Consider the following 12,791-nt stretch of genomic DNA (forward strand, 5'->3'; position numbering starts at 1 on the left):
CACGCCCCCCGGCGTGGCGGCGCGCTCGGTCGATGACGAGCGGGTGCGGACGGCGCCGTCGGTCAGGTCCAGCCGAAGGACCACAGTTGGGCGTGCTGGGAGCCGCACTCGAAGAGCCTCAGCCGATCCCCGTCGCGGTGGCGCCCCTTCCCGGCGACGCCCAGGCACAGCCGGTCACCGGTCGCGTGCCGGACGGAGAAACGGCCGTTGCCCTTCTTCTCGAGGTACCACATCTGGTTGTCGCCGGGACCCGGGTGGCACACGCCCTCGGTGAGGGCCGCGCCCGGCACGCCGCCCTCGCGACCTGGTACGTCGAAGCAGTTGCGGGACTTGGAGTTGCGGACCACGAACAGGGAAGCGCCGCGCGGCCCCTTGCCCGGCCCCACCATGAGGTCCCACCTCTGGTTGTCCGGTGACGAGGTGTTGCAGTTCCATACGCGGACCGCGCTGCCGAGCCTGCCCCCATGGAGCCCCGGAATGTCGACGCACCTTCCGGCCTTGGGATTCTTCAGCATCACGCCGGTGACGGACGAGAACGTCGGATCCTGCGGCAGGGGCGTATCGGCCTTGCCGCCGGGCGTGGCGGGCGCCGGTTGCCCCGTGTTCCCGGTCGGCCGGCCGGCTTCGGTGCCGGACCCGTCGCCACCGCCGAGGAGGTGGGCGGTCGTGCTGGTCGCGGCCACCACGGTCGCCCCGACCGCCACCAGCATCCAGGGCCACGGCCGGCGCGGCGTCCTCGGGCCTTCCCCGGCACGGCCGGTCGGCCCGACGGACGAGTCCGCGGGGACGGCGTCGTGCACGGTCGTCCCGAGGCGCCAGGTGTCGTGGATGATGTCGGTGACCGTCTCGCGCTGGGCGTGCTCGCCCACGAACCGGGCCAGCAGGGCCTCGGCCGTCGGGCGGCGGCTCGGCTCCGGGTCGAGGGCGGACCGGATGACCGGCTCGAAGTCGGGCGGCAGCCCCGACAGGTCGTACGCGGCCTGCTGCGCTCGGGCGGCGAGGACCGCGGCGGAGCCCGTACCGAACGGGTTGCGCCCGGTCGCCGCGTAGGCGACGAGCGTCCCCCAGGCGAACACGTCGGCCGCGGTGCCGACCCGTTTCCCGAGCGCCTGCTCGGGAGCCATGTAGCCGCCGCTGCCGATGACGGCGCCCGTCCGGGTGTGGTGGTCGTCGGTGTCCAGGGCGCGCGAGATGCCGAAGTCGATCACGCGCGGCCCGTCGGCGGCCAGCAGCACGTTGCTCGGCTTGAGATCACGGTGCACCAGCCGGACGGCGTGGATCGCGGTCAAGGCGGCCGCCACCCCCGCCGCGAGGCTGCGCAGCGGCCCGAGCGGCAGGCCGCCGTGCGCGGTGACGTGCTCGCTGAGGGAGGGGCCGCGGATGTACTCGGTGACCAGGTAGGAGAGTTCGCCGTCCTCGCCGTGGTCGAGCACCTGCGCGGTGCAGAAGGGCGCGACCCGCCGGGCATGGGACACTTCGGAGTCGAACCGGGCACGGAATTCGGCGGATTCGGACCGGTCGGGACGGATCACCTTGACGGCGACCTTGCGGCCGGTGGCGGAGTCCAGCCCGAGGTAGACCACGCCCATGCCGCCCTCCCCGAGCCGGCCGAGCAGCCGGTGCCCGCCGACGGACGCGGGATCATGCGCTTCGAGGGAGTCCACCCCGAGGTCGGCGCCCGGTTGCTCCTGCGGTAACGGCATGATCACTGTCCATTCCTTCCCCACGGTCAGACGGATCGGAGCAACGGCGCCCTGCGCCGCCCCCCGGCGCAGGGTGATCACCACGTACGACGCCGCCCGTCCGGGGAAGGTTCGTCCGGACGATTCTCCAAGGGGTCGGGCGACAGACCGGTCAGGCGAAGAACCGGTTACTTGAGGAGGCGGGAGAGGCGGCGGTCGGCCAGGGGTTTGCCGCCCGTCTGGCAGGTGGGGCAGTACTGGAGGGACGAGTCGGCGAAGGAGACCTCGCGGACGGTGTCGCCGCAAACGGGGCATTTCTCGCCGGTGCGGCCGTGGACGCGGAGGCCGGTCTTCTTCTCGCCCTTGAGGTTGCGGGCTTCGAGGCCGCGGGAGCGCTCGACGGCGTCGCGCAGGGTCGTGACGATCGCGTCGTGCAGGGCGGCGACCTCGGTGTCGTCGAGGGTGGCGGCGATCTTGAAGGGGGACGTGCGGGCGGCGTGCAGGACCTCGTCGGAGTAGGCGTTGCCGATGCCCGCGACGACCTTCTGGTCGCGCAGGAGGCCCTTGATCTGCGTGCGCTTGCCGCCGACGATCTCGCGGAGGGCGTCGACGGTGAACGCGTCGTCGAGGGGGTCGGGGCCGAGGGCGGCGATGCCCGGGACGTCGGACGGGTCGCGGACGACGTAGACGGCGAGGCCCTTCTTCGTGCCGGCCTCGGTGAGGTCGAAGCCGGAGCCGTCGTCGAGGTGCAGGCGGAGGGCGAGCGGGTTCTTGGCGGAGGGCCGCGCCGGTTTGGCGGGCAGCTCGTCGTGCCAGCGGAGCCAGCCGGCGCGGGCCAGGTGGATCACGAGGTGGACGCCGTCGACGTCGAGGTCGATGAACTTGCCGTGCCGGGCCGCGGCGGTGATCGTGAGGCCGCCGAGGGCGGTGATCGGCGGGTCGTAGGTCTTGAGCGCGGAGATGGCGAGAACATCGACGCGGGCGACGACGCGGCCGACCGCGCGCTCGCGCAGGAAGGACGTCAGCGCCTCGACCTCTGGCAACTCGGGCATGGGACCAGTATCGGTGATGGGGACGACTGTCCACACCCCTGTGGAAAGCTGTGGATAACTCTGTGCACAACCGGGCGGGTGGGGCCCCTTCGGCGACGATACGTCCACAAACGCCGACATATCGCGGGGGAATGACTAGTCACTTCGACGCACAGGCTGTGGATAACTTTCGTACAGGGAGCCCTCTTTTCGGCGCGCGCGCAGAGTGTCGTCTTGCACGGCGGAGGGTGTGACGGGGATCTCGAAATAACCCCTAGGGGGTACGGGTTGCCAGGGGTGTCCGGTTATGGCAGCATGACGACAGCGAGATACCCCCAGGGGGTACAAGTGAGGGAGGAACCCGAGATGAGCACGAGCACCTACACCGTCGCCGGGATGACCTGCGGGCACTGCGTCAGCGCGGTCACCGAGGAGGTCGGCCAGGTCGCGGGCGTCACGAACGTGGACGTCGACCTGAAGGCCGGCACGGTGACCGTGACGAGCGAGGCCCCCGTCGACGTCGAGCTCATCCGGGCCGCCGTGGACGAGGCCGGCTACGAACTGAAGGCGTAAGCGGCCGCGGCCGCGATCAGCGAGCGGAGTTGAACGGTATGAACACCGCGACCAAGCTGGGGGCGTACGCCCTGGGCCTGGCCGCCGTCTTCGGCGGCGCCCTCGGGGCCGGCAACGTGACCGGTCCCGTGGGCGCGGCCCCGGAGACGGAGAGCCACGGACACGGAGAGCAGGGCGGCCACGGCGGGCACGCGGCCGGCGCGGCGGCGCCGGGCGGGCTCCAGGTGTCCGAGGACGGCTACACCCTGGCGCCCCGGCGGACGACCGTCGAGGCCGGGGAGAAGACGGACTTCTCCTTCACGATCAACGGACCGGACGGCCGGCCCGTCACCGGGTTCGAGCCGCTGCACGGCGAGCGGCTGCACCTGATCGTCGCGCGCCGCGACCTGTCGGGGTTCCAGCACCTGCACCCGACGCTGGCGAACGGCGTCTGGACGGTGCCGCTGACCCTGCCGGACGCGGGCGTCTACCGGTTCTTCACCGACTTCAAGCCCACCGGGGCGGCGCGCCAGTACACGCTGGGCACCGACATCACCGCCCCCGGCGACCTGCGGCCCGTCCCGCTGCCGGAGCCCGCGCAGACGGCGAAGGCGGACGGCTACGAGGTGCGGCTCACCGGCGGGCTCGTCCCCGGGAAGAGCAGCGAGCTGACGCTGACCGTCAGCAAGGACGGACGGCCGGTCGACGACCTCCAGCCGTACCTGGAGGCGTACGGGCACCTGGTCGCGCTGCGGTCGGGCGACCTCGCCTACCTGCACGTCCACCCGGACGGCGAGCCCGGCGACGGGACGACGCGGCCGGGGCCGGAGATCACGTTCTTCGCGGAGGCGCCGAGCGCGGGCGCGTACCGGCTCTACCTGGACTTCAAGCACGGCGACAAGGTCCGGACGGCCGAGTTCACCGTGCACGCGGGCAACGCGGCGCTCCCCGCCGACGAGCCGGCCGGGCCCCGCGAGGGCGGCGAGCCCGACGACGGCCACGGCCACACCCACTAGCGACACGAGACACGAGCGAGGGAGGGGCGATGACGACCGGCGCAGATTCCGGACGCGTCGAGCTGGCGATCGGCGGGATGACGTGCGCCTCGTGCGCCGCCCGCATCGAGAAGAAGCTCAACCGGATGGACGGGGTGACCGCGACCGTCAACTACGCCACCGAGAAGGCGAAGGTCGAGTTCACCGGGGACGTCACCCCGGACGACCTGATCGCGACGGTGGTGAAGACCGGGTACACGGCGGAGCTGCCGCCGCCGCCGAAGGCCGCGGGGGCGGCCCCGGAGGCGGCGGAGCCCGCCGACGAGTTGGCACCGCTGCGGCAGCGGCTGGTCACCTCGGTGGTGCTGGCCGTGCCGGTGATCGCGATGGCGATGGTCCCGGCGCTGCAGTTCGAGTACTGGCAGTGGCTGTCGCTGACGCTGGCCGCGCCGGTGGTCGTGTACGCGGGGTGGCCGTTCCACAAGGCCGCGTGGACGAACCTGCGGCACGGCGCGGCGACCATGGACACGCTCGTCTCGATGGGGACGCTCGCCGCGTTCGGCTGGTCGCTGTGGGCGCTGTTCTTCGGGACGGCCGGGGAGCCGGGCGTCAAGCACGGGTTCGAGTTCTCGATGACCCGCTCGGTCGGCTCGATGAACATCTACCTCGAGGCGGCCGCGGGCGTCATCGCGTTCATCCTCGCGGGCCGGTACTTCGAGGCGCGGTCCAAGCGGCGGGCGGGCGCGGCGCTGCGGGCGCTGCTGGAGCTCGGCGCGAAGGAGGTGTCGGTCGTCCGGGACGGCCGGGAGGAGCGGATCCCGGTCGAGGACCTGGCGGTCGGCGACCTGTTCGTCGTCCGTCCGGGCGAGAAGATCGCGACGGACGGGACGGTCGAGGAGGGCTCGTCCGCGGTGGACGCGTCGCTGCTGACCGGGGAGTCGGTGCCGGTGGAGGTGGCGCCGGGCGACGCGGTGACGGGCGCGACGGTGAACGCGGGCGGACGGCTGCTGGTGCGGGCGTCGCGGGTCGGCGCGGACACGCGGCTCGCGCAGATGGCGCGGCTCGTGGAGGACGCGCAGACCGGCAAGGCGCAGGTGCAGCGGCTCGCCGACCGGATCTCGGGCATCTTCGTCCCGATCGTGATCGCGCTGGCGGTCGCGACGCTGGGCTTCTGGATCGGGACGGGCGTCGGCGCGGCGGCCGCGTTCACCGCGGGGGTCGCGGTGCTGATCATCGCCTGCCCGTGCGCGCTGGGGCTCGCGACGCCGACGGCGCTGATGGTCGGGACGGGGCGCGGCGCGCAGCTCGGGATCCTGATCAAGGGTCCGGAGGTGCTGGAGTCGACGCGGACGATCGACACGGTCGTCCTCGACAAGACGGGCACGGTCACGACCGGGAAGATGGCGCTGGTGGACGTCGTCACGGCGGAGGGCGTCGCGGCGGACGAGGCGCTCCGGCTGGCGGGGGCGCTGGAGGACGCGTCGGAGCACCCGATCGCGCAGGCGATCGCGCGGGGCGCGCGGGAGCGGGCCGGCGCGCTCGGGACGGTCGAGGACTTCGCGAACGTCGAGGGCCTGGGCGTCCAGGGCGTGGTGGACGGGCGCGGCGTGCTCGTCGGGCGGCCGCGGCTGCTGGAGGAGTGGTCGCAGCACCTGACGCCGGAGCTGGAGCGGGCGATGGCGGACGCGCGGGCGCTCGGGCACACGGCGGTCGCGGTCGGCTGGGACGGCGCGGCGCGCGCGGTCCTGACGGTCGCGGACGAGGTGAAGCCGACGTCGGCGGAGGCGGTGCGGCGGTTCCGCGACCTGGGGCTGCGGCCGGTGCTGCTGACGGGCGACAACGCGGCCGTGGCGCGCACGGTGGCGGACGCCGTCGGGATCGACGAGGTCATCGCGGACGTCCTGCCGAAGGACAAGGTCGACGTCGTGAAGCGGCTGCAGGGCGAGGGCCGGACGGTCGCGATGGTCGGGGACGGCGTGAACGACGCGGCGGCGCTCGCGCAGGCCGATCTGGGCCTGGCGATGGGCACCGGGACGGACGTGGCGATCGAGGCGTCGGACCTGACGCTGGTGCGCGGCGACCTGCGGGCGGCGGCGGACGCGATCCGGCTGTCGCGGCGCACGCTGCGGACGATCAAGGGGAACCTGTTCTGGGCGTTCGCCTACAACGTGGCGGCGCTGCCGCTGGCGGCGGCGGGCCTGCTCAGCCCGATGATCGCGGGCGGGGCGATGGCGTTCTCCTCGGTGTTCGTGGTGAGCAACAGCCTGCGGCTGCGCCGGTTCCGGGCGCTCGCCGACGACGCCGGGGCGGTGCCGGCGTCCGCGGCGCCGGAGCGGCCGAAGGTCCCGGCGGCGAGCTGAGCGCACGGCACGCGGGAGCGCGCGGTCCCCTCGCGGGGGCCGCGCGTTCGCGCGTTCAGCGGGCGCGCAGCCGGTGGACGAGCGGGGCGAGCGCCGGGTCGGCGCCGGCCTCGTCGAGCGCGGCGCTGAGTTCGGCCCGGTAGGCGGGGGTCGCCTTGTCGTGCAGCGCCCGGCCCTCGTCGGTGATCACCGTGTAGACGCCGCGGCGGTCGTCCGGGCAGTGGTCGCGGCGGGTCAGCCCGGCCTTCTCGAGGCGGGTGACGAGGCGGCTGACCGAGCTCTGGTTGAGGCCGATGAGGTCGGCGAGTTCCTGCATGCGCAGCTCACCGTCCTCGGCGAGGGCGAGGCGGCAGAGGGCCCAGTACTCGGAGAGCCCGATGCCGTGCCGCTGCAGTGCCTTGGCGAGCCGGTGCTCGATGCGTCCGTAGAGGGTCACGACGTCGTCCCAGCACTGGTCGTCCGTCCGCATTGTTTCGCCACCCCGGTCTTTCCCGTCTTGACAACAGCGTACCGCCGCAACCAATATGCATGCACATACAGAACATGCAAGTACATACATCTAAGGAGGGCGACGTGATCGAGCGCATCGCCACCGCGCCGGACTGGTACGAGCCGTACAAGATCTCCCAGGCGATCCGGGCGAACGGCTTCATCCACGTCTCCGGCCAGGCCGGCATCGACGAGCGGGGCCGGACGGTCCCCGGCGGCTTCCTCGAGCAGGGGCGGCAGGCGTTCCGGAACGTGCGGCGGGTGCTGAACGAGGCCGGGGCCGACCTCACCGACGTCGTCAAGATCGGGATCTTCGTGCGGGACATGGCCGCCGACCTGGACGACGTCATCAAGCTCCGCGCGGAGTTCCTCAGCGAGCCCTACCCCGCCGACACGCTCCTGGAGGTCTCCTCGCTCGCGCAGCCGGACTGGCGCATCGAGGTCGAAGCCACGGCCGTCGCCCGCTGAACGCCCCCACCACGGAAGAGGACAGAGACCATGAGCGACCTCCTGCGCCCCTACGCGGGCCCGCACCTCGACCTCCCCAACCGGATCGCGATGGCGCCGATGACGCGCGGCCGGGCGGACGACGCGACCGGCGTCCCGAACCCGCTGGCCGCCGAGTACTACGCGCAGCGGGCCGGTGCCGGGCTCATCGTGTCCGAGGGCATCTGGCCGAACCCGTTCGGCAAGGGCGGGCCCGGCATCCCCGGCCTGGCGACGGACGCCCAGGTCGAGGGGTGGCGCGCGGTGACCGGCGCCGTGCACGCGGCGGGCGGCCGGATCTTCGCGCAGCTCTGGCACGTCGGGCGGATGACGCACCCGCTGACGCTCCCGGACGGCGCGCCGCCCGTCGCGCCGTCGGCCGTCCGGATCGAGTCGGCGCCGGTCTTCACCCGCGAGGGCATGGTCGAGCACGTGGTGCCGCGCCCGCTGACGACCGCCGAGGCGGAGGCGACGATCGCGGACTTCGCCAACGAGGCGCGGGCGGCGATCCGGGCCGGGTTCGACGGCGTCGAGGTGCACGGCGCGAACGGGTACCTGATCCAGCAGTTCCTCGCCGAGAACACGAACCGGCGGACCGACCGGTTCGGCGGCTCGGCGTCCGGACGGCTGCGGTTCGCGCTCGACGTCGTCGAGGCCGTCGCGGACGCGGTCGGCCCGGAGCGCACGGGCCTGCGGATCTCGCCCGGCAACCCGGAGAACGAGATCGCCGAGGAGGACCCGCAAGCGACGTACCGGGCGCTCGTGGACGCCCTGGAGCCGCGCGGCCTCGCGTACCTGCACGTCATCGAGCGCGGGGCGTACGGGGCGCTCGCCGACCTGCGGCCGCGCTGGTCGGGCACGCTGATCGGCAACTACAACGGGCCGGAGCCGACCGCGCGGCGGGCCGGGGAGGAGGCGCTCGCGGCCGGCCTCGCGGACGTCTTCTCGTTCGGCCGCCTGTTCATCGCGAACCCCGACCTGCCGCGGCGCTTCGCCGCGGACGCCCCGCTCGCGCAGTACGACCCCCGGCTGATCTACGGGGGCGGCGCGGAGGGCTACACCGACTACCCGGCGCTGGCGCCGACGTACTGATCGGCGAACGCGCCCGTCGGGGCGATCGGCGTGATGACGTCGATCAGGACGCCGTCCGGGTCGGCCACGATGAAGTGGCGCTGCCCGAAGTCCTCGTCGCGCAGCGGCAGCTCGGGCGACAGCCCGCCCCGGACGACGAGCCGGTCCCACTCGGCGTCGACGTCCTCGACCTCGAAGTTGAGCAGCAGGCCCCGGACGGGCGCGCGGTACGCCTCGGGCAGCGTCGGGTGCGCGTGGTCGAGGAGCGCCAGCTCGTACGGGAGCGGGCCGGGCCGGCGGAGGCTGACGTACCAGTCGGCCTCGAAGGTCGCCTCGAAGCCGAACAGCCGGGTGTAGAAGTCGCGCGACTCGGCGATGCGGGAGGTGCAGATCACCGGATAGAAGCTGGTCAGGCGCATGGCGTTCCCTTTCACATACCGTCGGTATGTCAAGTACGCTATTCACGTACCGTCGGTATGTCAACGAGGGAGCGCGATGGACGGCGTCCGGAGCAGGCGGCGCGAGCAGACCCGGCGGGCGCTGCTGCGCGAGGGCAGGCGCCTCTTCACCGAACGGGGCTACGGGGCGGTCGGGCTCGCGGAGATCGTCGCCGCCGCCGACGTGACCAAGGGCGCGCTCTACCACCACTTCGAGAGCAAGGGCGCCCTGTTCCGGGAGGTGCTGCGGGAGGTGCAGGACGAGGTCGCGGCGCGCGTCGCGGCGTCGGCCGACGCCGAAGCGGACCCGTGGGACCGGCTGCTCGCCGGGTGCCGCGCGTTCCTGGCCGCGAGCACCGCCCCGGACGTCCAGCGCGTCATGCTCGTGGACGGCCCGGCGGTGCTCGGCTGGACGGAGTGGCGCGCGATGGACGAGGCCGCGTCCGCGCGGCACCTCACGGACGCGCTGACCGGCCTGATGGAGCTCGGGACGATCGCGCCGCGGCCCGTCGAGCCGCTCGCGCGCCTGCTGTCGGGCGCGATGAACGAGGCCGCCCTGTGGCTCGCCGGCTCGGCGCGCCGCGACCGCGACCTGGACGACGCGTGGGACGCGCTCGCGCGGATGCTCGAAGCGTTCCGCGCCCGCTGATCAACTCGGGGCGCGCGTCCGGCCGGTCAGGCGGGGACGTCCCAGAACGCCAGCTCGTGGCGCATGCCTTCGAGGAAGAACCGCTCGGCGCGCTCGCGGTCGGTGCCGGACTCGTCGATCATCTGGGCGCAGCGGCGGGTCAGGGCGGCGAAGCCGGGGTCGGCGTAAGTGTCGACCCAGCGGCGGTAGCGGGGCTCGGCGGGCGGGTCCTCCGCGAGGCGCAGGCCGAGCGTCGAGTACCCCCACATGCACGGGTACAGGGCGGCGAGGCCATCGGTGTAGGAGGCGGCGCTCTCCAGCAGGAACGCGGTGTAGGCGGCGCAGGCGGGGCCCTTCTCCGCCCCGTCGAGGTCGGCGCCGAACTCGCTGGACAGCGACCGGTGCAGCGCCAGCTCCTCGTGCAGGGTGGAGTGTGCGAGGTCGACGAGGTCGCCCAGGTGCGCGTCCGGGGCCTGCCAGGCGAGCCGGGCGAAGACGCGCGTGTAGTCGAGCAGGTAGAGGTAGTCCTGCTCCAGCCAGGAGCGGAACACCGCCTCGTCGAGGTCGCCGCGGGCGATCCCCGCGACGGTCGGGTGCCGAAGCTGCTCCTCGACCAGCGGCCGGCCGAGCTCCTCCAAGTGCGCCGCAAGACTCATGCCCGGATTGTCCCATGTATGGGCCCGTCCCCCGCCGGAGCGGAACGGGACCGCCGCGATCGCGAGCGAAGCCGGGTTCGAGCTTGCGAGAACCTGATCGCGAGGCGAGCCCTCCGGGCGAGCCGGAGCGATGCAGCGATCGCCCGCGGTGCCCGTTGAAGGAAGGCCGCCTGGCGGCCTGACGCCGAGGGCGGCGCAGGAAGTAAAGACCAGGGCCCCGGCCGGGCGGTGCGGCCCGGCGGGGCCCTGATCGTGCGCCGATGTGCGGGTCGCCTCTCGGCGAAATGCGCAACACGGCTCCAGCCGAACGGTATTCCGTGAAGGCGTTAGGTGAGGCCCGGGGACACCAGGCACATCGGCTGTCCCGTACAACCGACGGGACACCCCGGATTGTTCCCGGCGTCCGGCGGTCTACGCGTGATTGGTCCTGCGAGGTCACCGGCTTTTCCCGCGCCGCCGGGACCGGCCGGTCACCCGGATCCGTCCCGGCGGATCGCCGAAGGCCCGGCGGCGCAGGGGAAATACCTGCACAATGCTGCGGGTGACAAGGAAGTCGCGGGCGGTGCCCACGGAGCGCGACGCCGAGCTGAGCCGCGCCCTGCGCGCCGCTCAGGACGGCGACGAGTCCTCCTTCCGGCTGCTGTACCGCGACGTGCAGCCCCGGCTGCTCCGGTTCGCCGCCGCCATGGTCGGCGCCGACGCCGAGGACGTGACGTCCGAGGCGTGGCTGCAGATCGCGCGCGACCTGCCCGGCTTCCGCGGCGACCTGGACGGCTTCCGCGGCTGGACCGCGACGATCACCCGGCACCGCGCCCTCGACCAGCTCCGCCGCACCTCCCGGCGGCCCGCCACCGAACTGTCCGACGACGTCCTGGCCGCGCTGACGTCCGACGGCGACACCGAGGCGGACGCGCTGGACGGCCTCGCCACCCGGGACGCGCTGCGGCTGATCGCCGAACTGCCCCCCGACCAGGCCGAGGCGGTGCTGCTGCGGGTGGTGGTGGGGCTGGACGCCAAGACGGCGGGCAAGGTCGTCGGCAAGCGCCCCGGGGCGGTCCGGACGGCCGCGTACCGGGGGCTGCGGCGGCTCGCCGACCGGCTCGCCGCCGACGCCGGCACGGACACCGGCACCGAGGCCGGCACCGGGGCCGGCGCACCCGCTCGCCCGCGCACGGAACCGCTCCCCCTCCTGCAGAGTGACAAAAGCGGCGGTACCGGCGCTGAAGGGGTGAGATGAACGACGACCGCAGGTCCGGGCGGCCGAACCGCCGGACCGCCGACCTCCTTTTGTCCGGGTCCGCCCCGGCCGGTGAGCACACCGCACTGCGCGAACTCCTGGACGCCGCCGCGGCGCCCGCCCGTCCCGCCGATCCGGCCGGCGAGGACGCCGCCGCGGCCGCGTTCACCGCCGCCGTGCGGGCGCGGCCCGCCGCCGAACGGCCGCGGCATCCCGTCCTGCGCCGGTTCGTGACGGTCAAGGCCGTGCTGGTCGCCGTGACGATCGCCGTGTGCGGCGGCGCCGCGATCGCCGCCGGCACCGGCAACCTGCCCGGCCAGGACGAGGGCGCCGACCCGTCGCCGGCGCCGAGGCCCGCGCGCACCGAACCGGCGATGCCCGGACGGCACCCGCACCCGGCCGCCCCGCCCGCGCTGTCGAGCCCGAACGCGCGCACGTCCCCGCCGGCGACGCCGCGGCGGTCCGCCGGACGGACGCCCGAGGGCGGGCGGTCGGCGAGCGCGCGGCCGTCGGCGCGGCCGTCCGCGACGCCGGGCCGGCCCGAGCAGTCCGTGCCGTCCGCGCCGTCCTCGCCCGGCCGTCCGAAGGACCTGCCGACGGGGCGGCCCGAGAACGCGAACCCGCGGGGGCAGGAGGCGCAGGGCGGCAAGCCCCGGCAGGGCCCGCCCGCCCAGAGCGGCGGCGGGCGGCAGGACCGGGCGCCGAGCCACTCCCGCAACTGACGAAAAAAGTTTTGGGGAAGGTGTCCATGGGGCGAGGTCCCGTTCGTAGATAAGACGTTGGGCAACAACGACACGGGAGCGAACACCATGAAGTACATGCTGCTGATCAACGCGGGTCCGGCGGACAGCGCGGAGGAGGCGGAGGCGCAGGCCGTCTGCGAGTTCTCCGACTGGCAGAAGTTCGACGAGCAGATCCAGGGCGCCGGCGTCGTCGTCGCCTCGCACGCCCTCGCCGACATGACCACCGCCACGAAGGTGCGGGTCACCGCCGACGGCGAGCGGGTCATCACCACGGACGGGCCGTTCGCCGAGGCGCGCGAGGTGCTCGGCGGGTACTACGTCATCGACGTCCCCGACCTGGACGCGGCCCTCGACTGGGCCGCCCGCTGCCCCGGGGCCCGCGACGGCTCCATCGTCGTCCGTCCGGTCACCGACGAGTACTGAC

Annotated in this window: 14 protein-coding genes; 9 read left to right on the top strand and 5 right to left on the bottom strand. The window is 73.7% G+C overall.

What is annotated here, in order from left to right:
• Positions 1-62: 62 nt before the first annotated feature.
• Both H505_RS48185 and H505_RS0129645 read right to left on the bottom strand, forming a co-directional pair.
• A complete protein-coding gene (locus tag H505_RS48185) occupies positions 63-1,703 on the bottom strand; it encodes a serine/threonine protein kinase (protein WP_157433180.1) in 1,641 nt (546 codons plus the stop codon).
• Positions 1,704-1,870: 167 nt separating this feature from the next.
• Positions 1,871-2,734, bottom strand: a complete 864-nt coding sequence (locus H505_RS0129645; RefSeq protein WP_026404871.1) for an Fpg/Nei family DNA glycosylase — start codon at positions 2,732-2,734, stop codon at positions 1,871-1,873.
• 345 nt (positions 2,735-3,079) lie between these two features.
• Between H505_RS0129645 and H505_RS0129650 the strand changes: the two genes are divergently transcribed.
• Genes H505_RS0129650 through H505_RS0129660 form a run of 3 tightly spaced genes read left to right on the top strand, consistent with a single transcriptional unit; the run spans position 3,080 to position 6,620 of the window.
• Positions 3,080-3,286 (top strand): heavy-metal-associated domain-containing protein, encoded by a 207-nt coding sequence (locus H505_RS0129650; protein WP_026404872.1) that lies wholly within the window; start codon positions 3,080-3,082, stop codon positions 3,284-3,286.
• Positions 3,287-3,324: 38 nt separating this feature from the next.
• Positions 3,325-4,281: a hypothetical protein gene (locus H505_RS45130; protein ID WP_051301310.1), complete on the top strand. Its 957-nt coding sequence runs from the start codon at positions 3,325-3,327 to the stop codon at positions 4,279-4,281.
• Between the two features lie 29 nt (positions 4,282-4,310).
• Positions 4,311-6,620, top strand: coding sequence for a heavy metal translocating P-type ATPase (locus H505_RS0129660; protein WP_026404873.1), 2,310 nt, complete (start codon positions 4,311-4,313; stop codon positions 6,618-6,620).
• A 55-nt stretch (positions 6,621-6,675) separates the two neighbouring features.
• On the opposite strand, the gene H505_RS0129665 is transcribed toward H505_RS0129660, so the two are convergent.
• Positions 6,676-7,089: a MarR family winged helix-turn-helix transcriptional regulator gene (locus H505_RS0129665; RefSeq protein ID WP_026404874.1), complete on the bottom strand. Its 414-nt coding sequence runs from the start codon at positions 7,087-7,089 to the stop codon at positions 6,676-6,678.
• Positions 7,090-7,193: 104 nt separating this feature from the next.
• Between H505_RS0129665 and H505_RS0129670 the strand changes: the two genes are divergently transcribed.
• Together H505_RS0129670 and H505_RS0129675 are read left to right on the top strand one after the other, a co-directional pair.
• Positions 7,194-7,577 (top strand): RidA family protein, encoded by a 384-nt coding sequence (locus H505_RS0129670; protein ID WP_233617420.1) that lies wholly within the window; start codon positions 7,194-7,196, stop codon positions 7,575-7,577.
• A 30-nt stretch (positions 7,578-7,607) separates the two neighbouring features.
• Positions 7,608-8,687 (top strand): alkene reductase, encoded by a 1,080-nt coding sequence (locus H505_RS0129675; protein ID WP_026404876.1) that lies wholly within the window; start codon positions 7,608-7,610, stop codon positions 8,685-8,687.
• On the opposite strand, the gene H505_RS0129680 is transcribed toward H505_RS0129675, so the two are convergent.
• The gene (locus tag H505_RS0129680) at positions 8,660-9,085 is read right to left on the bottom strand and encodes a VOC family protein (protein WP_026404877.1); all 426 of its coding nucleotides are present in this window, start codon (positions 9,083-9,085) and stop codon (positions 8,660-8,662) included. The genes H505_RS0129675 and H505_RS0129680 overlap by 28 nt on opposite strands.
• A gap of 76 nt (positions 9,086-9,161) precedes the next feature.
• Between H505_RS0129680 and H505_RS0129685 the strand changes: the two genes are divergently transcribed.
• On the top strand, positions 9,162-9,752 hold the full coding sequence (locus H505_RS0129685; protein WP_026404878.1) for a TetR/AcrR family transcriptional regulator: 591 nt from the start codon (positions 9,162-9,164) through the stop codon (positions 9,750-9,752).
• 26 nt (positions 9,753-9,778) lie between these two features.
• Here the strand turns inward: H505_RS0129685 and H505_RS0129690 are convergent, their stop codons facing one another.
• Positions 9,779-10,387 (bottom strand): TenA family protein, encoded by a 609-nt coding sequence (locus H505_RS0129690; protein WP_026404879.1) that lies wholly within the window; start codon positions 10,385-10,387, stop codon positions 9,779-9,781.
• A gap of 541 nt (positions 10,388-10,928) precedes the next feature.
• On the opposite strand from H505_RS0129690, the gene H505_RS45135 reads away from it, so the two are divergent.
• From H505_RS45135 to H505_RS0129710, 3 genes are all read left to right on the top strand, one after another.
• On the top strand, positions 10,929-11,624 hold the full coding sequence (locus tag H505_RS45135) for an RNA polymerase sigma factor (protein WP_245592657.1): 696 nt from the start codon (positions 10,929-10,931) through the stop codon (positions 11,622-11,624).
• Positions 11,621-12,346 (top strand): hypothetical protein, encoded by a 726-nt coding sequence (locus tag H505_RS0129705; protein ID WP_026404880.1) that lies wholly within the window; start codon positions 11,621-11,623, stop codon positions 12,344-12,346. The genes H505_RS45135 and H505_RS0129705 overlap by 4 nt, the downstream gene beginning before the upstream one ends.
• Before the next feature lie 87 nt (positions 12,347-12,433).
• Positions 12,434-12,790 carry a YciI family protein gene (locus H505_RS0129710; RefSeq protein WP_026404881.1) on the top strand — a complete coding sequence of 119 codons (357 nt, stop codon included), beginning with the start codon at positions 12,434-12,436 and terminating at the stop codon, positions 12,788-12,790.
• Position 12,791 lies beyond the last annotated feature (1 nt).

It is taken from the genome of Actinomadura rifamycini DSM 43936, assembly GCF_000425065.1.
In the GTDB taxonomy this organism is placed as follows: domain Bacteria; phylum Actinomycetota; class Actinomycetes; order Streptosporangiales; family Streptosporangiaceae; genus Spirillospora; species Spirillospora rifamycini.